At 46.4% G+C, this 24,163-nt stretch carries 23 protein-coding genes and 1 tRNA gene; 11 read left to right on the forward strand and 13 right to left on the reverse strand.

Annotated features, from left to right (window positions below; genetic code table 11):
- Positions 1–193: 193 nt before the first annotated feature.
- On the forward strand, positions 194–1,096 hold the full coding sequence (gene yvcK, locus HGT73_RS06385; protein WP_214212832.1) for a uridine diphosphate-N-acetylglucosamine-binding protein YvcK: 903 nt from the start codon (positions 194–196) through the stop codon (positions 1,094–1,096).
- 47 nt (positions 1,097–1,143) lie between these two features.
- Here the strand turns inward: yvcK and uvrB are convergent, their stop codons facing one another.
- Positions 1,144–3,174: an excinuclease ABC subunit UvrB gene (gene uvrB, locus HGT73_RS06390; RefSeq protein WP_214212833.1), complete on the reverse strand. Its 2,031-nt coding sequence runs from the start codon at positions 3,172–3,174 to the stop codon at positions 1,144–1,146.
- A gap of 728 nt (positions 3,175–3,902) precedes the next feature.
- Between uvrB and HGT73_RS06395 the strand changes: the two genes are divergently transcribed.
- The gene (locus HGT73_RS06395) at positions 3,903–4,643 is read left to right on the forward strand and encodes an ABC transporter ATP-binding protein (RefSeq protein ID WP_214212834.1); all 741 of its coding nucleotides are present in this window, start codon (positions 3,903–3,905) and stop codon (positions 4,641–4,643) included.
- Here the strand turns inward: HGT73_RS06395 and bioD are convergent.
- The 4 genes from bioD to bioB are packed head-to-tail and all read right to left on the reverse strand — an operon-like array spanning position 4,630 to position 8,222.
- Entirely contained in the window at positions 4,630–5,301 is a 672-nt protein-coding gene (gene bioD / locus HGT73_RS06400) for a dethiobiotin synthase (RefSeq protein WP_214212835.1), read from the reverse strand. The two genes, HGT73_RS06395 and bioD, sit on opposite strands and share 14 nt — an antisense overlap.
- The gene (locus HGT73_RS06405; RefSeq protein WP_214212836.1) at positions 5,298–6,053 is read right to left on the reverse strand and encodes a methyltransferase domain-containing protein; all 756 of its coding nucleotides are present in this window, start codon (positions 6,051–6,053) and stop codon (positions 5,298–5,300) included. Before HGT73_RS06405 ends, bioD begins: the two co-directional genes overlap by 4 nt.
- On the reverse strand, positions 6,043–7,191 hold the full coding sequence (gene bioF, locus HGT73_RS06410; protein ID WP_214212837.1) for an 8-amino-7-oxononanoate synthase: 1,149 nt from the start codon (positions 7,189–7,191) through the stop codon (positions 6,043–6,045). The genes HGT73_RS06405 and bioF overlap by 11 nt, the downstream gene beginning before the upstream one ends.
- Positions 7,191–8,222: a biotin synthase BioB gene (gene bioB / locus HGT73_RS06415; RefSeq protein ID WP_214212838.1), complete on the reverse strand. Its 1,032-nt coding sequence runs from the start codon at positions 8,220–8,222 to the stop codon at positions 7,191–7,193. Before bioB ends, bioF begins: the two co-directional genes overlap by 1 nt.
- 81 nt (positions 8,223–8,303) lie before the next feature.
- On the opposite strand from bioB, the gene bioA reads away from it, so the two are divergent.
- On the forward strand, positions 8,304–9,608 hold the full coding sequence (bioA, locus tag HGT73_RS06420; RefSeq protein ID WP_214212839.1) for an adenosylmethionine--8-amino-7-oxononanoate transaminase: 1,305 nt from the start codon (positions 8,304–8,306) through the stop codon (positions 9,606–9,608).
- Positions 9,609–9,642: 34 nt separating this feature from the next.
- A complete protein-coding gene (locus HGT73_RS06425) occupies positions 9,643–10,119 on the forward strand; it encodes a kinase inhibitor (RefSeq protein ID WP_214212840.1) in 477 nt (158 codons plus the stop codon).
- 31 nt (positions 10,120–10,150) lie between these two features.
- On the opposite strand, the gene pgl is transcribed toward HGT73_RS06425, so the two are convergent.
- Positions 10,151–11,143 carry a 6-phosphogluconolactonase gene (gene pgl, locus HGT73_RS06430; RefSeq protein WP_214212841.1) on the reverse strand — a complete coding sequence of 331 codons (993 nt, stop codon included), beginning with the start codon at positions 11,141–11,143 and terminating at the stop codon, positions 10,151–10,153.
- 135 nt (positions 11,144–11,278) lie between these two features.
- Between pgl and HGT73_RS06435 the strand changes: the two genes are divergently transcribed.
- A complete protein-coding gene (locus tag HGT73_RS06435) occupies positions 11,279–12,097 on the forward strand; it encodes a pyridoxal phosphatase (protein WP_214212842.1) in 819 nt (272 codons plus the stop codon).
- A 36-nt stretch (positions 12,098–12,133) separates the two neighbouring features.
- Here the strand turns inward: HGT73_RS06435 and HGT73_RS06440 are convergent, their stop codons facing one another.
- Positions 12,134–12,274 carry an AcrZ family multidrug efflux pump-associated protein gene (locus HGT73_RS06440; protein WP_214212843.1) on the reverse strand — a complete coding sequence of 47 codons (141 nt, stop codon included), beginning with the start codon at positions 12,272–12,274 and terminating at the stop codon, positions 12,134–12,136.
- Between the two features lie 160 nt (positions 12,275–12,434).
- Between HGT73_RS06440 and modF the strand changes: the two genes are divergently transcribed.
- From modF to gpmA, 5 genes are all read left to right on the forward strand, one after another.
- A complete protein-coding gene (gene modF, locus HGT73_RS06445) occupies positions 12,435–13,910 on the forward strand; it encodes a molybdate ABC transporter ATP-binding protein ModF (RefSeq protein WP_214212844.1) in 1,476 nt (491 codons plus the stop codon).
- 229 nt (positions 13,911–14,139) lie between these two features.
- Positions 14,140–15,183: a UDP-glucose--hexose-1-phosphate uridylyltransferase gene (locus HGT73_RS06450; RefSeq protein WP_214212845.1), complete on the forward strand. Its 1,044-nt coding sequence runs from the start codon at positions 14,140–14,142 to the stop codon at positions 15,181–15,183.
- A 5-nt stretch (positions 15,184–15,188) separates the two neighbouring features.
- Entirely contained in the window at positions 15,189–16,337 is a 1,149-nt protein-coding gene (gene galK, locus HGT73_RS06455; protein ID WP_214212942.1) for a galactokinase, read from the forward strand.
- On the forward strand, positions 16,331–17,350 hold the full coding sequence (locus tag HGT73_RS06460; protein ID WP_214212846.1) for a galactose-1-epimerase: 1,020 nt from the start codon (positions 16,331–16,333) through the stop codon (positions 17,348–17,350). The genes galK and HGT73_RS06460 overlap by 7 nt, the downstream gene beginning before the upstream one ends.
- 138 nt (positions 17,351–17,488) lie before the next feature.
- Entirely contained in the window at positions 17,489–18,241 is a 753-nt protein-coding gene (gene gpmA / locus HGT73_RS06465) for a 2,3-diphosphoglycerate-dependent phosphoglycerate mutase (RefSeq protein ID WP_214212847.1), read from the forward strand.
- A gap of 29 nt (positions 18,242–18,270) precedes the next feature.
- Here the strand turns inward: gpmA and aroG are convergent, their stop codons facing one another.
- Positions 18,271–19,326, reverse strand: a complete 1,056-nt coding sequence (gene aroG / locus HGT73_RS06470; protein WP_214212848.1) for a 3-deoxy-7-phosphoheptulonate synthase AroG — start codon at positions 19,324–19,326, stop codon at positions 18,271–18,273.
- Between the two features lie 119 nt (positions 19,327–19,445).
- The gene (pnuC, locus tag HGT73_RS06475) at positions 19,446–20,141 is read right to left on the reverse strand and encodes a nicotinamide riboside transporter PnuC (RefSeq protein WP_214212849.1); all 696 of its coding nucleotides are present in this window, start codon (positions 20,139–20,141) and stop codon (positions 19,446–19,448) included.
- Between the two features lie 176 nt (positions 20,142–20,317).
- Here pnuC and HGT73_RS06480 point away from each other — a divergent pair, with 176 nt between their 5' ends.
- The gene (locus HGT73_RS06480; RefSeq protein ID WP_214212945.1) at positions 20,318–21,079 is read left to right on the forward strand and encodes a DUF3750 domain-containing protein; all 762 of its coding nucleotides are present in this window, start codon (positions 20,318–20,320) and stop codon (positions 21,077–21,079) included.
- 96 nt (positions 21,080–21,175) lie between these two features.
- Here HGT73_RS06480 and HGT73_RS06485 read toward each other — a convergent pair.
- From HGT73_RS06485 to tolB, 4 genes are all read right to left on the reverse strand, one after another.
- Positions 21,176–21,251 (reverse strand) — tRNA-Lys (locus HGT73_RS06485).
- Positions 21,252–21,417: 166 nt separating this feature from the next.
- Positions 21,418–22,206 (reverse strand): cell division protein CpoB, encoded by a 789-nt coding sequence (gene cpoB / locus HGT73_RS06490; protein WP_214212850.1) that lies wholly within the window; start codon positions 22,204–22,206, stop codon positions 21,418–21,420.
- A 9-nt stretch (positions 22,207–22,215) separates the two neighbouring features.
- A complete protein-coding gene (gene pal / locus HGT73_RS06495) occupies positions 22,216–22,746 on the reverse strand; it encodes a peptidoglycan-associated lipoprotein Pal (RefSeq protein ID WP_214212851.1) in 531 nt (176 codons plus the stop codon).
- Positions 22,747–22,790: 44 nt separating this feature from the next.
- Positions 22,791–24,086, reverse strand: a complete 1,296-nt coding sequence (gene tolB, locus HGT73_RS06500) for a Tol-Pal system beta propeller repeat protein TolB (protein WP_214212852.1) — start codon at positions 24,084–24,086, stop codon at positions 22,791–22,793.
- Between the last annotated feature and the right edge of the window lie 77 nt (positions 24,087–24,163).

Raw genomic sequence — 24,163 nt, forward strand, 5'->3', positions numbered from 1 at the left:
CTTCTTTGTTATTAAGATGAAAAGACCGAGAAGCGATAATGTTATCCTAGCCTGAATAAGAAAAGGTGTCATGTTCAGGCCGCCATTTCTCGGACTTTTTTCAATTTGTGATAGGTATTAAGTATAGTTCAACAGATAATGAATGCCTGTTCCAGAACAGTAATAATAAATAAAGTAAAGGATGATGCCGCAGATGAACCGTACCTTAGCAGATTTAGACCGTGTTGTAGCCATTGGTGGTGGGCACGGATTGGGTCGAGTAATGTCTTCGCTCTCTTCTCTAGGCTCTCGATTGACTGGCATTGTCACCACGACAGATAATGGCGGCTCAACGGGAAGAATACGTCGTTCAGAGGGCGGCATTGCGTGGGGAGATATGCGTAATTGTTTGAATCAGTTAATTACACAACCGAGCGTTGCCTCCGCGATGTTTGAATACCGCTTTTCTGGCCAAGGTGAATTAGCCGGTCATAATTTGGGAAATTTAATGCTTCGTGCCCTCGATAGTCTCAGTGTACGTCCCCTTGAAGCGATTAATCTTATTCGTAATGTGCTTAAAGTCGATGCATTCTTAATCCCGATGTCGGAACAACCGGTTGACTTAGTCGCTACCGATACACAGGGTAACCTTATCCATGGTGAGACCGAGATCGATGCGATGAAAGAGTGGCCAACAAAGTTGGATCTGACCGTCCCCGTTAAAGCAACTCGCGAAGCGATTGAAGCTATATTAGACGCAGACTTAATTATTCTAGGGCCAGGCAGCTTTTACACCAGTATTATGCCGGTCATTTTAGTCAAAGAGATTAGCCAAGCATTGCGTCGAACACCGTCTAAAATGTTGTTTATTGATAATTTAGGGATAGAACTTAGCCCGGCAGGTCATCTTTCAGTCGATCAGAAACTGGCATTAATTGAAAACGAAATCGGACGGCGGGTTATTGATGGCGTTATTTTAGGTCCACAGAGCGACAGTAGTGGTATCACACAACGCCTACGGATCCAGCGACCATTGGATGCTGCCGACGTGGGATATCGCCATGATCGACAATTACTGCGTCAAGCCTTAGAAGATGCCTTTCAGGCCTTACACTAAGCGACTGGCAACACAAACTGCTGATGAGCGCATGTTGCCAGCCGGTTTTACATCGCAATCAGCAGGAGATCACGCAATCGATGTAACTCGTCACGTAACCGTGCGGCCTCCTCAAATTCGAGATTCTGTGCATGTTTTTGCATAGTGCGCTCATATTCTGCGATTTTTTTCTGTAGTTCAGGAGCGGTCATTAGAGAATATTCTGCGGCCGTCTCGGCAGCTTTCAGTTCAAAGTCCCCTTTAGAAGGGGCCGATTTTTTACCTGAAGTTGAAGCGCCGCCTATTTCAAGAATATCCGTGATTTTCTTGTTTAGTTTAGTCGGTGTAATGCCATGCTCTTTGTTCCAGGCCTGTTGCTTTTCGCGGCGTCGTTCGGTCTCTTCTATCGCGCGCGCCATCGAAGGGGTAATTCTATCAGCGTATAAAATCGCCTTACCGCTCACATTACGCGCCGCACGTCCTATGGTTTGAATCAGCGAGCGATCTGAGCGCAAAAATCCTTCTTTATCAGCATCCAAGATAGCCACTAATGATACCTCTGGCATATCAAGACCTTCACGCAGTAAGTTAATTCCCACCAAAACATCAAACTTCCCTAATCGTAAATCGCGGATAATTTCCATCCGCTCTACCGTATCAATATCAGAGTGAAGGTAGCGCACCTTTTCGCCATGTTCCTCTAAATATTCTGTCAGATCTTCCGCCATACGCTTAGTCAATACGGTAACTAATACACGTTCATTAATTTCCACTCGCTGGCGAATTTCTGATAAGAGATCATCAACCTGTGTTGCTACCGGTCTAATTTCTAAAATCGGGTCTAAGAGTCCTGTTGGCCGAACCACTTGGTCTACAATCTCATCCCCCGATTTTTCCAACTCATACTTCCCCGGGGTGGCTGAGACATAGATGGTTTGCGGCGCTAAGGCTTCAAATTCTTCAAATTTCATTGGCCGGTTATCTAAGGCTGAAGGCAGGCGGAAACCATATTCAACCAGATTTTCTTTCCGCGCACGGTCGCCCTTATACATGCCACCAATTTGTGGAATAGTCACGTGTGATTCATCCACCACCAGCAGACCGTCAGCAGGCAGATAATCAAACAACGTAGGGGGAGCTTGCCCTGGGCCACGGCCTGAAAGGTACCGTGAATAGTTTTCAATGCCCGAGCAGTAGCCAAGCTCATTCATCATTTCAAGATCAAATTGGGTCCGTTGCGTAATACGCTGCTCTTCAAGTAATTTATTATTCTCAAGAAGTACCTTCTTGCGGTCAGCAAGTTCAACCTTAATCTCTTCCATCGCTTGGAGTATGCGTTCGCGAGGCGTGACATAGTGTGTTTTGGGATAAATAGTAAAACGTGCTACCGATTGCTCGATTTGTCCAGTAAGAGGGTCAAATAGCGAGAGACGCTCGACTTCTTCGTCGAAGAGTTCAATCCGTAGCGCTAAGTCATCAGACTCGGCAGGAAAAACATCAATAACATCGCCTCTTACCCGAAACGTTGCACGCTGGAAGGCTTGATCATTACGTGTATATTGAAGTTCAGAAAGACGCCGTAAAATACTACGCTGGTCAATGATCATTCCACGCGTAAGATGCAGCATCATTTTAAGATAAGCATCGGGATCCCCCAGGCCATAAATCGCAGAGACTGAGGCCACCACGATCACATCCTTTCGTTCAAGTAACGCTTTAGTCGCAGATAGGCGCATCTGTTCAATATGCTCATTCACCGACGCATCTTTTTCTATAAATGTGTCAGAGCTTGGAACGTAGGCCTCAGGTTGGTAGTAGTCATAATATGAGACAAAATATTCTACCGCATTCTCCGGGAAAAAAGCTTTCATTTCGCCATAGAGCTGGGCAGCGAGGGTTTTATTGGGGGCCATGATCATGGTTGGACGATTTGAATCAGCAATAACATTGGCAATGGTAAACGTCTTACCCGATCCGGTTACGCCCAACAAGGTTTGATGTGCTAGCCCATCGTCCAACCCTTCTTCTAATTTTCTTATCGCTTCAGGCTGATCACCAGAAGGTTTAAATTCAGAGTGTAAGGTAAAAACTTTACTCATAATAATCAATTCCGGTTAGTCAGTTTCGGGATAGGCCGTTATTTTACTCTTAAGCGTTAAGAACTTCACGTAAAAACTGTATAAATATACAGCTTAACCTGAGATTCATCCCGCCCTATTCCAGGGAAAGAGCAAAAGTTATGCTGTCTGCCACAGGGGTGGGTTATCCACCGCGAGGCAAAATGCTTTTTATTTTTGTCAAGCTTTTGTCAAAAAGTTTATCGTGCGTGTTATGCATCGCCGTGGCGACTATTGCTTTTGCGTAACATATTGATTTTAAATTTATATAAAAATAAGTGTAGTTTACAACCACTCCAATGCCAACCCGCATCATTCATCGTCTCGCCCCTGTTTTCAGAAGGTAATGCACATGGTTATCCACAGGAATGGTGGATAACTGCTTGCAGGCCAGGAACGGTGCGCTGTGTATAATTTTTCAAAAATATGACAATTGCTAAAAAAAAATTTTTTTCATGTTATGCCACTTTTTTTAGGAGGGGTAATCAGCACACCAAACTGTAAAAAGGCTAAAGAGACACTAAAAAGTCAATATTAAAAATGAAAAAAACTGCCTTTTTATAAAACGGACTGCACCAATAACGTACACCCCCTTCACTGACCTTTCACTACTCGACGTCTCAACCTTGATGACACTCATTCACAATGTGGCACTCTTCTTGCTTGTTATCTTTATTGTATAGCTTGCTAACGAAATAGGGATACCCGACATGCTGCAACTTAGAGAAATTAATCAGGCCTATGACAATCACCACACACTTTGGGATATCAATCTGGAAGTTGCCCAAAATAGCTGCTCCGCCATTGTCGGCCAACACGGTACCGGTAAAACGACCCTGTTTCACTGTATTCTGGGTTTTCTCCCCATTATGAGCGGCGAGATGACTTGGCAACCAAAAAATACATTGCCTTGTAGCCTCATTTCTCTTCCTAGCCAACAACGCACGCAGTTAGGGATTAATTATGTTGCACAAGGTAGTCCAATCTTTTCACAACTTAGTGTGGAAGATAACTTACTCGTCGCCTTAAAAGCCGGACAGCCTAGCGATCGGCCCGCTGCACTGCCAACCATTATTCGTGAGCTCTTCCCAGCATTGCTTGTACAACGTCATCAACGTAGCGGTGCATTAACAAAGGGGCTGCAAGGTCAACTTGCCTTAGCGCGGGCAGTGATTACCCACCCAAAATTAGTGTTGCTGGATGAGCCTTCAGAAGGGTTATCTGCGAGCGAGGAGGATCAACTCGTATCGATTATCGCTACCTTAACTCAGCGTCACAATATTAGTGTTTTACTGATGGATAACAATCTCGCTTTCGTGCGGCGTGTCGCTGATACATTCACTTTATTGCATCATGGTCGGAGTGTATTAACCGGGACTGCCGCCGATTTACTGCGGTTCGGCGGCATAGAGACATTGGTCGCTGGAACGTCAACGCCTAGGGTAATGTGAGGTATTGCGCGGCGTTATCAAGGTTATCAGTATCACTAAGAAAGGGAATTTCTCCCAATAAGGGGGCAGTCATGTGCTGAGTGAGGTATGAGAGATACTCATCATACTCATGCGGTGCAGCACTAAGACTATTTGCGACCCAACCGACCAATGTTAATCCCGCATGTTGAATCGCTGACTGTGTTAATAACGCATGATTAATACAGCCGAGCTTCATGCCAACCACCAAAATTACGGGCAATTGCTCGACAGCCACCCATTCGCCGTAGTGGTGTTGCGATGTTAACGGTGTAAACCATCCCCCTGCCCCCTCAACCACTATCCAATCAGCCTGTTGCGCTAACTGGGTTAATCCCGAACTGAGCGATTGAAAGCCAATGGGACATCCGGCTCGTTGACTCGCTATATGCGGTGATGTCGGCGGCTCGAAGGTAAATGGGTTTACCGCTGCATAGGATAAGGAAAGGTTACTGTAACGCTGTAATGTCAACGCATCACGATTTCTCAGTTGCCCATCAACCCAATCAGAACCCGATGCCACAGGTTTATATCCAGCTGTGGTATATCCCGCTTTGTTTGCCGCACACAGCAAAGCGGCAGACACCAATGTCTTACCAACATCAGTATCAGTACCGGTTATAAAATAGCGTTTCGTCATGTACTGACTCCAAAAACAATTTGATATGTTAAGCGATATCCCTCAGCATCGCGTGGCCAATACCTATCGAGATCACGAAAGAATTGGCGTCCCCCTAATCCAGCCTGACGCCCGTCATGCAGATGTGACGCACCAATACCTTTTAATGACCAGAGCGCCGCTAAGGGCGACGAGAAATGGCAAACAATCGGTGCCTGCCATGCGTCAATTCCTAATGATTGCGCCGTCTCAACGAGAAACTCTCCGCTCGGCCAACGGTTGATGGGTGCCTTACGTCCGCATTGTTGCCATACTTGTTCGAGCTCTGGTAACGATCCTGCCGCTAAGGTGGACACAGCTAATTGACCCTTTGGCTTGAGTGCACGTTGAAAGTGTTGCAGGGTCGCTGCAATATCACTGCACCATTGTAAGGCTAAATTACTCCACAGATAGTCGACACTCTGTGGAAGAAAAGGAAAAGACTCCAAGTCCCCTCTTATATAATTATCTGCCGCCTGTTGTTGCCTTGCCTGCTGCAACATGCCGTTAGAGAGGTCAAAAGCCGTGACACAGTGTCCGAGTTGTCGAAAATAACGACTATACCAGCCTGATCCAGCACCGGCGTCCACCAGCATACCTGGAGCATGCCAATGGCAATGTGCGAGTAACGCTTCACCAACTTGGCGTTGAAAATCAGCAAACTGGTCATAATGCTTTGCTGCACGGCCAAATGCTTGGGCAATCGCGTTTTTATCTACGAGGCTATAAGGCATGGCTGAGCGCCTCGACTAAACCGTTAATTTGCAATTCACTGTGTGCCGCACTCAACGTTATCCTTAATCTGGCACTCCCCACTGGCACTGTGGGCGGGCGAATGGCCTGCACCCAGTATCCTGCAGTTTTCAATGCTTCCGCCACCGCTAAGGTTCGATGGTTGTCACCAATAATGATTGGCTGGATTGCCGTTATCGAATCGGTTAAAGGAATTTCACGATCGCGACAACGTTCACGAAATAAATCGATATTTCGTGTGAGTTGTTGTCGAAATTCAGGGTGATGCCGTACTAAATCAATACTTGCGAGGACGGCTTGCGCCTGTGCAGCCGGAAAAGCGGTGCTGTAAATAAGATGTCGGGCCACTTGCTCAATATATTGGGCAACAGCATCTGAACACAAGATTGCTGCACCCCCTACCCCTAAGGCTTTACCAAAAGTGACCACGAGGATATCGGGCTGTACATTCTGTTGGGCACAGCTACCACGCCCCTCTTCGCCAACCACACCGATACCATGTGCATCATCGACCATTAACCACGCTTGCTTGGATCGACAGAGTGCGTCGATCGTCGATAGAGGAGCACTATCACCATCCATACTGAACACGCCTTCGGTGATCACCAAGCAGTTTTCACTTTCTGTGGCAGCCAGTTGACGCGCCAGCCCTTCAACCGAGTTATGGGGATAACGTCGGTACTGTGCAGGGGATAATGCCGCGGCCTCTTGTAAGGAGGCATGCATTAACTTATCGGCAATCAGAGTGTCATTTGACTCTGCCAAGGCAAACACCAAGGCTTGATTAGCGGCAAAACCCGAGGTGAATAAAATAGCCCGAGGAAAGCCCAGCCAGCTGGCCAGTGTCTGCTCCAGTTGTTGATGCGTGGGTGAATAGCCGGTGACATGTCCCGAAGCCCCTGCCCCAGTTCCCCATTGCTGTGCACCTTTGCACCATGCATCAATCACACTCGGATGTTGACTCAACCCTAAATAATCATTGGAAGAAAAATGAGTGAAAAGCTGTGTGCCACTTCTTAGCGTTGCCTGAGTGGATAATGTTACCGCTGAACGACGCCGCAGCAATCCTTGCTGCTGACGTTGATACAGGGTTTTTTCAATACGTTGTTGCCAAGACATTAGACAGCCGCATTGTAAAATAGCGCAGTATCCGCATGTTGTATCTGCTGATGAAGGCGCTCAGATTCAGATTCTACGCCTAGTTCAGTATGCGCATGGGCGGGTTTAAGCCCTAGCTTGCGGAAAAGTCGAACATCACTGTCTTCTTCTGGATTTTCAGTGGTCAATAACTTGCATCCGTAGAAAATCGAATTGGCGCCTGCCATAAAACACATCGCTTGGGTCTGCTCGCTCATCTGCTCGCGCCCTGCAGAAAGGCGAACGTATGATGTCGGCATGAGTACACGAGCGACGGCGATGGTACGAATAAAATCAAAAGGATCAACGTCAGCATTATCGGCTAATGGTGTCCCTTTCACTTTGACCAACATGTTGACTGGCACACTTTCAGGGGGAACAGGAAGATTCGCTAATTGCATCAATAATCCTGCACGATCGTCAATCGTTTCCCCAAGGCCAACAATACCGCCTGAACAGACTTTAATCCCCGCACCCCTTACATGGGATAAGGTATCGAGACGCTCTTGATAGCTACGTGTTGTGATGATGTTGCCATAAAACTCCGGTGACGTATCAAGGTTATGGTTATAATAATCAAGCCCTGCATCGGCTAATTCATCAGCTTGTTCGGGGGAGAGAGTACCGAGAGTCATACAGGTTTCTAACCCCATTGCTTTGACACCTTCTACCATCTTTTTGAGGTAAGGCATATCACGAGCATGAGGATTCTTCCATGCAGCGCCCATACAGAAGCGTCCGGAACCGGCGGCTTTCGCTTTACGGGCTGAAGTTAATACTTCCTCAACTTCCATGAGTTTTTCAGACTCTAAGCCCGTTTTATAACGCGCACTTTGCGGACAATATTTGCAATCTTCAGGACAAGCACCGGTTTTAATTGATAATAACGTGCTGACCTGAACTTTGGCAGGATCGAAGTGTTCACGATGGATCTGTTGTGCCTTAAACATTAATTCTAAAAAGGGCATCTCAAACAGTTCAGTGACTTGCTGACGTGTCCAACGTTGTGACATGGCTTGCTCCGTAACTTTAAACATCTTGTTATTGTGGCTATACTTGTAAACTAAATTTTTCTAAAACAGTTTACAATAAATATGTTCTCGACAGAAGACAGTGAATTCGATCGTCATCATCTTTGGCATCCCTACACTTCAATGCTCAATCCTCTACCCTGCTATCCCGTGGCCAGCGCACAAGGATGCTGTATTACTTTAGAGACAGGACAACAGTTGGTCGAAGGTATGTCATCGTGGTGGGCCGCCATTCATGGTTATAACCACCCTGATCTAAATCGTGCGCTCAGCGAACAGATGGTAAAAATGTCCCACGTTATGTTTGGCGGATTAACGCATCGCCCAGCAGTAGCGCTTGGCCGACAACTCTTAGCGATCGTGCCGCAAGGACTGAGTAAGATTTTTCTTGCCGACTCAGGCTCGGTCTCGGTCGAAGTGGCGATGAAAATGGCGATGCAGTTTTGGAGTGGTGGCCAACAACGAAAACAAAAATTCCTGACATTACGTGGCGGTTACCACGGGGATACCTATGCTGCAATGTCAGTCTGCGATCCTGACAACTCGATGCATTCGTTATGGAAAGGCTATTTGCCGGAACACCTTTTTGTACCAGTACCTCAATGTGCATTCGATCACCCCTGGCAGGAAAGTGAAGCCGATGCCTTGAGGGCAGCTTTTGCTGAACACCATCACTCCCTCGCTGCGGTGATTGTAGAGCCGATTGTACAAGGTGCAGGGGGGATGCGTTTTTATCATCCTCAGTTACTTAAACGGATACGTGAGCTGTGTGATCGCTACGACGTTCTGCTGATTGCTGATGAAATTGCTACCGGCTTTGGCCGTACCGGAAAAATGTTTGCGTGTGAGCATGCTAAAATTACACCCGATATCCTTTGTGTTGGAAAAGGGCTTACCGGCGGAACGATGACCCTCGCCGCGACAATCACCACTGATCGTGTCGCTAAGGGCATCAGTAACAGCCCAGCAGGCTGTTTTATGCACGGCCCAACTTTTATGGGTAATCCATTGGCATGCGCTGTGGCAACCGAAAGTCTGAAAATTTTAGCAAAAGGTGATTGGTCCCAGCAGGTAACTAGGATTGAACAACAACTGAAGACTGGGCTCTACCCGCTGCGTGAACATAAAAATGTTAACGATGTGAGGGTACTTGGTGCGATCGGTGTGGTGGAGTGTCATCGCCCTGTTGCAATGGCTGAAATCCAAGCCTTCTTTGTCAATCAAGGTGTCTGGATCCGACCTTTTGGAAAACTGATTTATTTGATGCCACCGTATGTGATCAGTGAGGAACAACTGGCGAAACTCATGGCGGCTATCTTTAATGCCGTCGAACAAGACGCACTTTTTATACCACCCGACTCATTTTAACGGTGACCAATAATGATCGAGCGAGGAGCTAAAAATGAAACTTGAGAGCCATGATTTTCAAGATGGGGAAAAACTGCCTGAACGCCATGTTTTTAATGGCATGGGCTATCACGGAGATAATCTCTCTCCGCATTTATGCTGGTCGGACATACCTGAAGGGACAAAGAGTCTGGTTATTACCTGCTTTGACCCTGATGCACCAACGGGTTCAGGCTGGTGGCATTGGGGCGTCGCGAATATCCCTGCGACCCTAACAGAACTCGTGCAAGGTGCTGGCAGTGTTCCCGGATTACTCCCCAAAGCTGCTACGCAAACGCGTACCGATTTCGGGACTGCTGGTTATGGCGGTGCCGCGCCCCCCGCTGGTGAATCGCATCGCTATATATTTACCCTACATGCCTTGGACATCGAGTCCTTACCAGTCGATGAGACATCTAGCGGTGCAATGCTCGGTTTTACTCTGCATTTTCATCAATTGGCGAGTGCGACGTTAACCGCTATTTATGCCTAAGAAAAGTGCCACTTATGTGGCACATTCTCAATTATTCCGGAGTATGAGCGATCGCCCACATCGGTCCTTTACCGGCTGGATGACGACCTAAATCAGTAAGTTTTCCACTTTGTTTATCAATGCTGTATACCGCAATATGGTGAGACTTCTGCCCTGTTGCCAACAGAAATTTACCTGTTTTATCTAGAGTAAATCCGCGCGGTTGCGTTTCAGTGGGATGATAACCAACCAAAGTCAGAGCATCACCCGTAGCAGACACTGCGAAAATGGTCAGCAAACTGCTTGTCCGATCGCAGGTATAAAGGAATTTACCGTCTGGCGTAAGATGAATATCTGCCGCCCAAGGAGTACCGGTGAAATCTTCCGGTTGAGTCGCGAGCGTTTGCACAACGTGGTCGCCATCTTGGTGAAGGGCGATCACCATAACGGTACTGTCGAGTTCATTAATGGTATAAGCGAAATGACCTTGCGGATGGAAAGCCATATGTCGTGGCCCTGCTCCCTTCGCCGAATCAATTTGTGTCACACTCGCCTCATCGAGACTTTTATCCGCTCGTAGAGGGTAAACGCAGATGCGATCTTGTTTTAGCGCAGGAACGTACAGCTGATTATTCTCAATATTGATGTTAGCAGAGTGACAGCCTTCTAACCCACTAATCACTTGGGTTGGTTCACTCGGACGGCCTTGTGCATCCAGCGCGCCATAACTCACAAAACCATCGTGATAGTAGCCAATGTAGAGGGCGTCGCCGTCACGATCAGTTGAAATATAGGTGGCACTTCCCGGAAGCGGTGCTTCATCCAACCACGTAAGCATCCCTGTCGGGCCAATTTTCCATGCCGCGACTCGAAACTCTGGTTTCACGCCTGCATAAAGCACCTGTTGGCGTGCATTAATGGCTAACGGTTGAGGCTGACCAGGCGCATTCACTGTCTGTAACAAGGTTAAGTCACCTTGTTCAGACAGTTGCCATACATGGATCTCTTCACTTTCTGGGCTGGCGGTGTAAATAACTTGTTTCATGCGCTCTCCTTAGTTTTCTGTATGATCTATTCTGAACGAAATCTATAAGTGTGACAGTGATTTTGTGCTGGATTTGATGCATCGCTGAATTCAGGTGTAGACTTTTACAACAGCATACACCTAGGTGACACTATTATGGATTATCGAGTTATCGCAGTAGATTTAGATGGGACATTATTAAACGGTAAAAAACAAATTCTCCCTGAATCAATAAACGCCATCGCCAGAGCAAAAGCCGCAGGTTATCATGTTCTGATTGTTACGGGGCGTCATCATAGCGCTATTCACCCAATTTATCAGGCTCTACAGTTAACGGATCCCGCAATATGTTGCAATGGGACTTACTCCTACAACTACTCCGCTCGAGAAGTCATCAGCAGCGATCCATTACCCGCTCACGATACTGAAATTGTTATCGATGCATTACGCCAAGCAAAGATCCACGGGCTACTTTACGCCGGAGAGGCGATGTATTATGAACAGCCAACACCGCATGTGACGCGTATGCAAGCATGGGCTGAACAGTATCCTAGTGAATTACGTCCTGTTTTCCGCCAAGTCGATGATTTAAGATCTGTCGTAAACAGTGGCGAGCCTTTATGGAAATTTGCATTAGCGCATGCCGACCTGACACAATTACACACGTTTGCAGAGCGCGTTGAGAAGGTCGCACAAGTCGTTTGTGAATGGTCATGGAAAGATCAGATTGATATTGCAAAACGCGGAAATAGTAAAGGGAAAAGGCTAGCCGAATGGGTTAATGCACAACGGTTATCGATGGAGCAAGTCGTCGCTTTCGGCGACAATAACAACGATTTGAGTATGCTTGAGCTTGCCGGTATCGGTGTCGCTATGGGGGAGGCGAAACAGGAGATAAAAGAGCGTTGCCAGTATGTCATTGGCAGTAACGAACTACCGTCCATCGCGGAATTTATTGAGACAAAACTGCTTTAAGCACTCTGCCTATGCCCTATCGGCATAGGCGACACATTATGCTGAATGTTTTTCGTTCTTCGTTCTAGAGATAAGGTTAAACAACTCACCTAGTCCCCAAATTAATCCGAGAATGATAGTCATCAATACAGGCACCATGATGATCGCCATAAGTAAACTTTTCACTAGTTCCAGCATCGTTAGACCTCTTCGACATTAAAAGCGCTAGTCTAACGACAGTACCTCTTTGACGAAACCCCTTTTTGTGCCTTTGTTGAGACTGTCTGGTAAAAGCGACGATTGACAAGCGTCAGGGCGCCCGCTACAACTAAAACAAATGCATAAAATGGAACCAAATATGAAAATATTGCACATTTCGCAATGCAGATTTTATCGTGGAGAACGGTGGCAGTTACAGATCGATGAATTTACGCTTACCGAAGGTGAAAGCGTCGCCTTAGTCGGGAGTAACGGCAGTGGTAAATCTTCGTTGACCCTCGCGTTAAAGGGCGAACTGACTAGCGCTAAAGGGACATGGCTGAGTCAATTTACCTCAGTGACACGACTCTCTTTCGAGCAGCTCTCCGCTTTTGTTAACCAGGAGTGGGAGAAAAATAATAGCGACCTGTTCAGCGAAGGAGAAAACAGTGACGGTAAACTTACCCGAGATGTAATTCAAGAGTCGTATCAAGATCCTGTGCGTTGCGAAGCCTTAGCTGAACGCTTTGGTATCCGCGCCTTGTTAGATCGTCCCTTCAAAGTATTATCGACGGGGGAAACCCGCAAAACGTTACTGTGCCAAGCCCTAATGTCAGAACCGGATTTACTGATCCTTGATGAGCCGTTTGACGGGCTCGATATCGATGCCCGTGCTGCATTACAACAACTTCTATATGAATTGCATCAACAAGGCTTAACCCTAATACTGGTTTTAAACCGTTTTGATGATATTCCCACATTTGTGAGTCGCGTCGGTATCCTGATTGAAGGGACTTTGCATCCCCTTGCCGCACGAGAAAAAGTGCTTGCTGATAATATTGTCACTCAGTTACAGCACCTAGAAACTTTACATATCGAACAACTGCCTGAAGCGGATATCCCTAGCGTTAGCGAAGATCAGACCAACACTTCTACTCTTATCCGTTTACAATCAGGACGCGTGTCATGGGATGACAATGTCATTATTGATAACCTTACATGGCAGGTAAATCCCGGTGAACATTGGCAGATTACGGGCCCAAACGGTGCAGGGAAATCGACATTGCTGAGTTTGATTACCGGTGATCATCCCCAAGGCTACAGTAATGATCTGACCTTATTTGGTATTCGTCGTGGGAGCGGTGAAACATTATGGGATATCAAAAAACATATCGGCTATGTCAGCAGTAGCTTACATCTTGATTATCGTGTTAGCGCGTCAATACGCACGGTGGTTTTATCCGGTTATTTCGATTCTATCGGGCTTTATCAAGTGCCGGGTGATCGGCAGCAAGCGTTGGCTGAACAGTGGTTATCGCTAATTGGAATAAGCGGCGAGCAGGCTAATCAACCTTTTCACGACTTATCTTGGGGACAACAACGTTTAGTGCTTATCGTTAGAGCATTAGTGAAACACCCCAGATTACTTATTCTTGATGAGCCGTTACAAGGACTCGATGCCCTCAATCGTCAACTGATTAAGCAGTTTGTTTCCATACTGATTGCACAAGGAAGCACGCAATTATTATTTGTTTCACATCATGCGGAGGATGCACCCAGTTGTATTACCCACCGCTTACGTTTTGTCCCTAAGCCCGAAGGGGGCTATGGTTACGAACAACGTGCCGTAGACTAATGCCGACTCTCACTGCCGACCGTAAGCGCCGCAGATAACGGTTTTACTCCGGATAACGTTGACGGCTATTTTGTAAACCCCTTGCGTGAGCAACAAGGTGTCATACTTTGTTGCCCACGCCCGATTCCAATCAGTGTAAACGTTTCCATAATTTAAAGATCGATCACAGAAAATAGCGTCATTCTCATGCTACGCTTCGCTAATACTGCGCTATTACCATGAGAATACTATGCAAAGTTTCGACCTGCTTAATCATCCACATCGCCGCTTCAATGCGTTGACAGGAGAATGGGTTTTAGTTTCTCCGCATCGCGCTAAACGTCCTTGGCAAGGGGCTGAAGAAATCATTGATCACCAGCAACTTCCTGAGCACGATCCTGAGTGTTATCTTTGCCCTGGAAATCCGCGTATCAACGGCGAACAGAATCCCCACTATAGTGAGCCATTTGTCTTTACGAATGATTTTTCTGCACTTTTACCCGATACACCTCATGCTATTAAAAATGGTGATCCCCTCTTTCGCGTTGAGAGCGCACAAGGCGTTAGCCGTGTTATTTGTTTTTCACCTGATCATAGTAAAACCTTACCCCAGTTAAGTCTTAATGCTATTCGTGCGGTGATTAACGTCTGGCAACAGCAACTCAACGAGTTGGGAAAACGTTATCCCTGGGTACAGATTTTCGAGAATAAAGGGGCGGCAATGGGCTGCTCAAATCCTCACCCTCATGGCCAAGTCTGGGCGAATAGTTTTATTCCTAATGAAGTCATGAATGAAGATCACCAACAACTCGACTATTACAATAAAACTCACTCTCCGTTACTGTGGGATTACGTTCACAAGGAATTGGCTCAACAAACCCGCATAGTGATCGAGACTCAATACTGGGTTGCCCTCGTTCCTTGGTGGGCAGTATGGCCGTTTGAAACATTATTAATTCCCAAAGAAAAAATTATGCGATTAACCGAACTCAACGCTGAACAGCGCGATGATTTAGCTAACGCATTAAAAAAATTGACCTGCCGCTATGATAATCTTTTTCAATGTTCATTCCCTTACTCTATGGGGTGGCATGGCGCGCCTTTCGTTGAAGGTAATACCGAACACTGGCAGCTGCATGCCCATTTTTACCCGCCACTACTGCGCTCAGCGACAGTACGTAAATTTATGGTCGGTTATGAAATGCTCGCTGAAGGCCAACGTGATTTAACGCCAGAGCAAGCGGCAGAACGCCTACGTGCAGTCAGTGACTATCATTATCGGGAACAGAAATGATGACCATAGAACTCAAACAACGCTGTAACACACACTTTACTCAGCATTTTGGTTATGCACCGACAGATACTTTTCAAGCTCCTGGGCGCGTCAACCTTATCGGTGAACATACCGATTACAACCAAGGTTTTGTATTGCCTTGTGCCATTAATTACCAAACAGTCATCAGTTGTGCGAAACGTGAAGATGCAATTATCCGCGTTGTTGCGGTTGATTACGAAGAGCAAACCGATGAGTTTTCGTGCTTAGAGCCGATTGTCGCCCATCCCTCAATGATGTGGGCAAACTATGTACGTGGAGTGGTCAAGCATTTGCGCCAACATAACGACCAGTTCGGGGGTATGGATATGGTGATCAGCGGCAACGTTCCCCAAGGTGCGGGCTTAAGTTCCTCAGCGTCATTAGAGGTCGCGATCGGTACCGCCATCCAACAGTTATGGAAACTTGCACTAACCCCCGCTGAGATCGCTTTAATGGGTCAAGCGGCGGAGAATCACTTTGTTGGCTGTAACTGTGGCATCATGGATCAGATGATTTCTGCACTAGGTCAGAACGATCACGCATTATTACTCGATTGCCGTACCCTTGAAACACAATCTGTCGCCATGCCAAAGGATATGGCTGTACTCATTGTTAACTCTAACTTTCGCCGTACTTTAGTCGGTAGCGAATACAACACGCGCCGAGAACAGTGTCAGCAAGGGGCTGCATTTTTCGGTAAAACCGCATTACGAGACGTCTCTTTGCAAGAATTTTCTGCACGTCAGAACGAGATGGATCCTATCGTTGCAAAACGAGTACGCCATATTCTTACCGAAAATCAACGCACACTCGATGCCACTCAAGCCTTAGCGATGGGTGACTTACAGCGTATGGGCGAATTAATGGCGGAGTCCCATCGTTCGATGCGCGATGATTTTGAGATAACTGTCCCACAAGTTGATCAATTGGTTGAATTATTACAACAGGCTATCGGTCAACACGGTGGTGCAAGGATGACTGGCGGGGGCTTTGGAGGCTGTGTAGTGGCGCTCTTCGCCGCTGAGCGTGTCTCACAGATTAAAGCCGCTATGGCTAATAGCTATCATGCCATCACGGGCATACAAGAGACCTATTATTTATGCCGTGCCTCACAGGGGGCCAGCCAATGCTAGCTACAAAAACCCTTGCCCCAGATGGTCGCCCCTGGAAAATATCGACACTTCGTAATGCACAAGGCATGACGGTACGCTTTATGGATTGGGGAGCAACCTGGATTAGCGCTCAGATTCCACTTGCCGATGGGACACTGCGTGAGGCACTCCTTAGCTGTGGTACCCCTGAGCGTTACTTACAACAGTCAGCTTATATGGGCGCAACAGTAGGTCGCTACGCTAACCGGATCCGACAGGCTTATTTGATGCGTGTGTCTCGTTCAGTCACCCCTAATCAAGGATCACATCAATTACATGGTGGGCCGGAAGGTTTTAGTCACCGTCGTTGGGAACTGCTCAATGAGGGCTCTGATACACTTACCTACCAATTACATTCTGCTGATAACGATCAAGGTTTTCCAGGCAACCTTGATCTGCAACTGACCATTAGTCTCAACGATGCTAACCGAGTTGATTTCTGCTTTACCGCCAAAAGCGATACACTCACCCCGCTCTCTTTGACCAATCATGCTTATTTTAATCTTGATGCTGATCAGCAAGATGTTCGACAACATCAATTGACGGTCTATAGCGAAGCTTTTCAACCGGTAGATCCCCAAGGTTTACCTGACGGTAAATGCCTTGCTGTCGCAGGAACGAGTTTTGATTTTCGTCATCCAAAAACGCTTGCAAAAGATTTTCTTTCAGACCCATTTCAACAGGCGGTAGGCGGCTATGATCATGCTTTTATTATTGATAAGCCCCTTACTGAAAGACCGATTGCAATTCTACTCGCTGCTGATGGACAATTACAATTATCATTATTTAGTCGTGAACCTGCGTTGCAGGTTTATAGCGGTAATTACCTCGCAGGAACGCCATCGAGTACGGGTGAGTACCGTAATTATCAAGGGATTGCCTTAGAGCCCGGTTATCTTCCGGATGCTGTCAATGCAAATCCCCCAGCAGGATGTTGGTTATCCCCGGACGAGGTTCGTCAGATCAAATTGGGGTATCAATTTACCATTGCATAAAAAGTCGTCGCAAAGTGCGGGGAAGGCTTACACGATGTGTCCTTTTCCGCTATGGTAGTGGCAGTAGTGTCTTGACCGAGATATTTTGCGGTAAGAAAAATTTACACGTGAATGATTAAACATTGAAGGAGCTTTACGATGGCAGTAACTAAGCTTGTACTGGTCCGCCACGGCGAAAGCCAGTGGAACCAAGAAAACCGCTTCACCGGTTGGTATGACGTCGACCTTTCTGAAAAAGGACGTGGAGAAGCGCAAGCTGCAGGCAAACTTCTCAAGAAAGAGGGGTTCTCTTTTGACTTCGCTTATACTTCTGTTCTACAGCGTGCCATTCATACCCTGTGGTCCGTGCTAGATGAACTTGATCAAGCATGGCTACCTGTCGAAAAGAGCTGGCGATTGAATGAACGTCACTACGGTGCACTGCAAGGCCTGAATAAAGCAGAGACGGCTGAAAAATACGGTGACGAACAAGTGAAACAATGGCGTCGCGGTTTCGCCGTTACCCCTCCTGAGCTTGAGCGTTCAGATGAGCGTTTCCCTGGCCATGACCCACGTTATGCTTCACTGAGCGCAGAAGAGCTTCCAGTTACTGAGAGCTTAGCAACTACGATTGAGCGCGTAATCCCTTATTGGAATGAAACCATTTTGCCACGCATCAAGAGTGGTGAAAAAGTGATTATTGCTGCACACGGTAACTCTTTACGTGCATTGGTCAAATACCTTGAAGGTCTTTCAGAAGATGAAATTCTAGAACTGAATATTCCTACGGGTGTACCGTTAGTTTATGAATTCGATGAGAACTTCAAACCATTGAAACGCTATTACTTAGGCGATGCAGACGAAGTGGCTGCACGCGCAGCAGCAGTTGCGAACCAAGGTAAAGCCAAATAATATTTAAGGCCGGATAATCCGGCCTTTTTTTATGCCTGACGGCGATGTCTCACGGCTTCTGCCAACTGGTGTAGCACTTGTTCAGTGGCTGCCCACCCAATACAAGCATCTGTAACACTCTGGCCATAGGTAAGCGGCTTACCGCTGTCTAGACTTTGGCTACCCTCAACCAGATGACTTTCAATCATCACACCCATAATCGCATTATCTCCGCGCGAGATCTGTGTCGCGACATCGTTGGCCACATCTAGCTGCTTTTGATACTGCTTAGAACTGTTAGCATGGCTGAAATCTATCATCACCTGTGGGGTAAGACCGGCCTGTATTAATCCGTTTTTCACCGCTGCAACATCTTCAGCACTATAGTTAGGCTGTTTACCGCCACGCAAAATGATATGGCAGTCTTGATTCCCTGCCGTTTCAACAATTGCCGAATGCCCGTACTTGGTCACAGATAAAAAACAATGGCCAGCTGACGCCGCATTAATGGCATCAATCGCCACTTTAATAGTGCCATCTGTACCATTTTTAAATCCGACAGGACATGAAAGACCGGATGCTAACTCACGGTGCACTTGAGACTCTGTCGTCCGCGCGCCAATCGCTCCCCAACTCATTAAATCGGCGAGATATTGTGGCGTGATCATATCGAGAAACTCACCCGCGGTAGGAAGGCCTAGATCATTAATGTCGAGCAATAGTTTACGCCCTAAACGGAGCCCTTGATTAATATCAAAACTGCCATCCATATAAGGATCATTAATTAACCCTTTCCAACCGACTGTTGTGCGTGGCTTTTCAAAGTACACCCGCATCACTATTTCCAAATCTGCTTTTAACGTCTCGCGAACCTTTAGCAAACGCTGTGCATATTCCATCGCGGCTGCGGTGTCATGAATTGAACAGGGTCCAATCACAACCAGTAAGCGATCATCTTGCTGCTGTAATACTTGCTGAATTGCCCGGCGACTCTTCGCAACGGTTTCTGCTGCGCGATCTGTCGCCGGGAATTTTTCAAGTAGTGCCACTGGGGGTAAGAGTTCTTTAATTTCTTTAATCCGTAAATCGTCGTTTTTATAGCTCATTATTATTCCATCACGATAAGTGTGCCGTAATCCTGAGGATACTCTAACGCGCCTCTCTAAAACTGCAAACCCCCTTTGACACTTTTACATTCAACCTGATGATAAAAAGGATAAGCCCCCTAAGACGCGGCTTTTTGTGCCCATAAACGAACACCATTAATGGCGATAAAAGTCAAAATAATGTACTCAATCGACATCGCGTAAACGCCTTGTAAAGTAAAAATCGCGACACTGATCAGATTAATAATTACCCACAGGATCCAGTTTTCAACCCATTTACGCGTCATTAAAATCATAGCCACGACCGAGAGAACCGTCATACAAGCGTCCCAGAATGGGTAAGCATCGGGTTGAAGCACCGGGAGCTGCGCCTGTAAACCCAATTCGTTCAGTAATGTCACAGTAAGTCGCGCAAAAGCACCAAATATCGTATCGATATAAATGGTCATCACGAGGATAGCAACGGCTGATGCCATTCCCCAAATCCAGCGTAAACGCGCGGGTAGCCAACGAATTTGAAGCTCAACCTGCTGCGAAGGAGTTTGTCTTGTCCATGCATACCAGCCATAAATATTCGCAAGAATAAAGAAAATTTGTAGTAACAAACTTGAGTAAAGTTGTATTTGGTAAAAAATTACAGCGAACAAGGCAACGTTAATGATCCCAAAAAAATAATTAATTACCTTTTCTTTACTTGCCCACCAAATACACAGCAATCCACATATTGTTCCGACGGCTTCTATCCACGACAGATCGTAACCTTGTTTACCGAGTGGAATATGGACAAGCAACGTATTAATACTGAAAAAGTTCATAAGAAAATCCTCTGTTTAGTATACTAAACAAGATACTGGCTTTTTTGTATTTTGTCTCGATTAAAATGCGGTTATTACACTATACCGCCAAAAAATCTCTGCAAGACAAAGTGGGTATTCTGTCCAACGCTTTCTACACTTAGTTTTATGAGTCAATATCACTGCGGAGCGTAGCTATCAAAATTATAGGAAAGTTTTTACTTGTATACGGTATTGTTAGCCTCACTGCGTTGCTTTGCAGCGAAATAACCGGTAACTCGGCATCTCATTCAGTGACAACGAATCACTGGTCACAGACGCGTCGTGATTCTGCTCATCTCCTCGATGATCCCAATCAGGTCATTCATACTGCAATCGTTGCCGTATTTGCAGCAAAAACATATGGATGGCGAGGACGATTTGCCGTTCACACTTGGTTGGTATTTAAACGGGCTGGTGATGATCACTACACTCGCTATGAGGTGGTCGGATGGGGTCCTGACGCCGTGATCAGACGAAATTATGCTATTGCGGACGGCTATTGGTTTGGCGCAAGGCCTCATCTCTTAGTTGAATATCGAGGTGCTACCGCCGAAGCGATGATTGGCCAGCTGAACGCTGCCGTTAACAGCTACCCCTACCCGCATACTTATCGTGCTTGGCCCGGACCTAATAGTAATACGTTTATTGCACATATCGCCCGTGAAGTCCCACAACTTTCCCTGAATATGCCCGCTAACGCGATAGGCAAAGATTATCGTCCCTTACGTGATCCCATTGGTCGTCCACCTTCAGGAAGCGGCTTTCAATTTTCATTGCTAGGAGTATTGGGGGTGAATATTGGCAGGCAAGAAGGACTTGAGATGAACCTCCTGGGTGTTGATTTAGGGATAAACTTTTTTCCTTTACAATTGAGACTGCCTTTCATGGGTAATATCCCGACACAACGACAGCTATAACCGTGATGGCTAATCGTGGGAAATCACCATAAAAAAAGCCACACTAGTCAGGACTAATGTGGCTTATACAAGAGGAAAAATCCTCAAGTCAATATTTGGTGGGTCGTGCAGGATTCGAACCTGCGACCAATTGATTAAAAGTCAACTGCTCTACCAACTGAGCTAACGACCCGATTTTCCTTGCCAAAATCACTGTTTAAGTTTGTCTTGGCAACGGCGGCATATATTACTGATTTACCGAGACAGCGCAACCATTAATTAAAAATAAATGACTGATTGCTTACCTTTACAGCGACACGGACACTATTCAGTCAGAAATAGCTGAAAAAATCTTACTATTATTCAGCTAATGCTTTTTGAGCCGCTTTCGCCGATGGGGTATTCGGGTAAAGCTGGATCACTTGTTGCCATACCGCTTTTGCTTTATCAAGCTGGTTTTTATCCTTCATGATGACACCAATTTTAAGCAACGCTTCCGCTGATTTTGGTGACTTCGGATAATTTTTCACCACTGTTGCAAAATAATAGGCCGCATCATCTTTCTGACCCTTATTGTAATACAACTGCCCTAACCAAAAATTAGCATTGGGTTGATACGTGGAGTCTGGATATTTTTTCACCCAAGCCTGTAATGCCACCATCGCATCATCCGGCTTATTTTGCTTTAACACTAAATCGACAGCGGCATTATAATCTTTATTCACATCGCCGGTTTGCGTTCCAACCTGCCCGGCTGACGACGTGTCAGGGGTAGAAGTCGAGGCTGCTGCAGCTTGACTATTATCCGCACCATTGGCAGCAGAAGTTGCTGCTGAGTTGCTGCTTAGCGTATCGATTTGTTGATAAAGTTGTTTCTGACGATCAACCACTTGATTTAGTTGATACGTATTTTGTTGGATCTCGCCACGCAATGAATCGATATCATTTTGTGTATCACTCAACTGTTGTTGCAGTTGCTGTAAAAGTTGAGATTGTGCGTTGGAAATTCGTTCGAGGGTGGTGACACGGTCTTCGGTTGAGCCCGAGCCAGCGCTACTGATTGACGCCTGGGCATGAGCGGCCGGAACGGCCGCTACGCCAATCAGTAACGACAGACCCAATGCATGAAGTCTGAAGTTACTAATCATAGTTTTCTCTTAGTATACCAATACAGCACGACGGTTTTTCGCCCATGCAGCTTGGTCGTGACCAAGAACTGCTGGTTTTTCTTTACCGTAAGAGACGATAGACATTTGGTCTTGACCTACGCCTTTACCTTGTAAATACATTTTGACCGCGTTAGCACGACGTTCGCCCAGGGCGATGTTGTATTCCGGCGTACCGCGCTCATCCGCGTGACCTTCGATAGTCACTTTGTAAGATGGGTTGCTACGTAAGAAGTTAGCGTGTTGATCTAACATTTGTGCGAACTCAGGCAGAATGTCGTACTTATCCAGACCAAAGTAAACGATATTGTTTTGTTGTAACTGCTGCATCTGCTGACGAGCTTGCTCATCAGAAGACATATTGCCATTACTACCATTGCCCGACATGCCGTTACCGTAAGCACTATCAGCACCTGTGGTAGAGCCTGATTGGTCATTGTTGTTCTTATGAGAAGAACACGCAGCAACCGCCAACACTGGCAGGGCCAGCAGTAAACCTTTCAGCACTTTATTGAATTGCATTTCAAAAATCCTATTATAGTTTGCCATACATATTTACACATGCATCACAGATACGGCGACCAGGCAGGAAATTTAACCTGTCCATCTGTCGTCGGAAGACGCGCTTTGAAACGCCCGTCGGTCGAAACCAACTGCAATACGGAACCATAACCCTGAGTGGAGCTATAGATCACCATCGTGCCGTTAGGTGCTAGACTTGGCGTCTCATCCAGATAGGAGTTTGACAGTATTTGTACTGCTCCCGTCTCTAGATCTTGTCGAGCGATGTGTTGCGCACCATTTGCAGTGCTCACCATCACCATTGATTTACCATCGCTTGCTACATCTGCATCTTGGTTTTGACCACCTTGCCAAGTTATACGCGAAGATGCGCCACCGTTGATATTTAATTTATAAATTTGCGGTAAACCACCTTGGTCAGAGGTATACGCAATATTTTGACTATCTGGGAACCATGTTGGCTCCGTACTGTTATAACGGCCATTAGTTAACTGAGTAATCTGACCTGAAGAAAGATCCATAACATACAGATTGAGACTTCCGGTTTTAGACAGTGCAAAAGCAAGTTTAGTCCCGTCAGGGGAGAAAGCAGGTGCTCCATTATGACGAGGGAACGAGGCTATTTGACGGATGCTGCTGTTCGCTAAAGTTTGTACCACTAACGCTGAACGGCCGCTTTCAAAGGTTACATAAGCAACTTTGCTTCCATCTGGTGACCAAGCCGGCGACATAAGCGGCTCACTTGAACGATGCACAACAAACTGGTTATAACCATCATAATCAGAAACCCGTAACTCGTAAGGGAATTGACCACCATTAGTTTGTACCACATAAGCAATACGCGTACGGAAAGCCCCTTTAATCCCGGTCAGTTTTTGGAATACTTCATCACTTGCAGTATGGGCCGCATAGCGTAACCACTGCTTAGTGACTTTGTATGAATTCTGAGCAAGAACAGTACCCGGGGCAGCAGCTGTATCGACAAGTTGATAACTGATTTGATAGCTGCCATCAGCATTACCTTTAACTTGCCCAACAACCACAGCATCAATACCCAAAGCAGACCATGCCGCAGGCTGTACCTCTTGAGCACTCGCTGGTTGTTGAGGAAGACGGGAACGATCCAGCGGATTAAACTTTCCACTATTACGTAAGTCAGCCGCAACAATCCCGCCAATATCTTCAGGAGCAGCCCCTCCGCCACTCCATTGGAAAGGCACGACACCAATAGGACGAGCAGTGTTTACACCTTGCGTAATTTCAATATGCACCTCTGCTTGAGCGACAGCCGCCCAGACCAGCAGAAAAAAGCTTAACGTTATTCGTAATGCCTGTTTCATTTCATCTCCCATATCCGAACTATATAGCCCGTGATAAGTGGTTTCCTAATATCTGGAGAAATTGCGACTGCAATCCC

The organism is Rosenbergiella australiborealis (assembly GCF_018494035.1).
In the GTDB taxonomy this organism is placed as follows: Bacteria; Pseudomonadota; Gammaproteobacteria; order Enterobacterales; family Enterobacteriaceae; genus Rosenbergiella; species Rosenbergiella australiborealis.

Excerpts from the sequence above, each read along its gene's own strand:
- bioA (WP_214212839.1), top strand. The coding sequence starts at position 8,304 with ATGTTCTCGACAGAAGACAGTGAATTCGATCGTCATCATCTTTGGCAT.
- HGT73_RS06450 (WP_214212845.1), top strand. The coding sequence starts at position 14,140 with ATGCAAAGTTTCGACCTGCTTAATCATCCACATCGCCGCTTCAATGCG.
- uvrB (WP_214212833.1), bottom strand. The coding sequence starts at position 3,174 with ATGAGTAAAGTTTTTACCTTACACTCTGAATTTAAACCTTCTGGTGAT.
- HGT73_RS06440 (WP_214212843.1), bottom strand. The coding sequence starts at position 12,274 with ATGCTGGAACTAGTGAAAAGTTTACTTATGGCGATCATCATGGTGCCT.
- HGT73_RS06395 (WP_214212834.1), top strand. The coding sequence starts at position 3,903 with ATGCTGCAACTTAGAGAAATTAATCAGGCCTATGACAATCACCACACA.
- aroG (WP_214212848.1), bottom strand. The coding sequence starts at position 19,326 with ATGAGCTATAAAAACGACGATTTACGGATTAAAGAAATTAAAGAACTC.
- pgl (WP_214212841.1), bottom strand. The coding sequence starts at position 11,143 with ATGAAACAAGTTATTTACACCGCCAGCCCAGAAAGTGAAGAGATCCAT.
- bioF (WP_214212837.1), bottom strand. The coding sequence starts at position 7,191 with ATGTCTTGGCAACAACGTATTGAAAAAACCCTGTATCAACGTCAGCAG.
- cpoB (WP_214212850.1), bottom strand. The coding sequence starts at position 22,206 with ATGATTAGTAACTTCAGACTTCATGCATTGGGTCTGTCGTTACTGATT.
- bioB (WP_214212838.1), bottom strand. The coding sequence starts at position 8,222 with ATGTCACAACGTTGGACACGTCAGCAAGTCACTGAACTGTTTGAGATG.
- modF (WP_214212844.1), top strand. The coding sequence starts at position 12,435 with ATGAAAATATTGCACATTTCGCAATGCAGATTTTATCGTGGAGAACGG.
- HGT73_RS06435 (WP_214212842.1), top strand. The coding sequence starts at position 11,279 with ATGGATTATCGAGTTATCGCAGTAGATTTAGATGGGACATTATTAAAC.
- pnuC (WP_214212849.1), bottom strand. The coding sequence starts at position 20,141 with ATGAACTTTTTCAGTATTAATACGTTGCTTGTCCATATTCCACTCGGT.
- HGT73_RS06405 (WP_214212836.1), bottom strand. The coding sequence starts at position 6,053 with ATGCCTTATAGCCTCGTAGATAAAAACGCGATTGCCCAAGCATTTGGC.
- gpmA (WP_214212847.1), top strand. The coding sequence starts at position 17,489 with ATGGCAGTAACTAAGCTTGTACTGGTCCGCCACGGCGAAAGCCAGTGG.
- HGT73_RS06425 (WP_214212840.1), top strand. The coding sequence starts at position 9,643 with ATGAAACTTGAGAGCCATGATTTTCAAGATGGGGAAAAACTGCCTGAA.
- bioD (WP_214212835.1), bottom strand. The coding sequence starts at position 5,301 with ATGACGAAACGCTATTTTATAACCGGTACTGATACTGATGTTGGTAAG.
- tolB (WP_214212852.1), bottom strand. The coding sequence starts at position 24,086 with ATGAAACAGGCATTACGAATAACGTTAAGCTTTTTTCTGCTGGTCTGG.
- HGT73_RS06460 (WP_214212846.1), top strand. The coding sequence starts at position 16,331 with ATGCTAGCTACAAAAACCCTTGCCCCAGATGGTCGCCCCTGGAAAATA.
- yvcK (WP_214212832.1), top strand. The coding sequence starts at position 194 with ATGAACCGTACCTTAGCAGATTTAGACCGTGTTGTAGCCATTGGTGGT.
- pal (WP_214212851.1), bottom strand. The coding sequence starts at position 22,746 with ATGCAATTCAATAAAGTGCTGAAAGGTTTACTGCTGGCCCTGCCAGTG.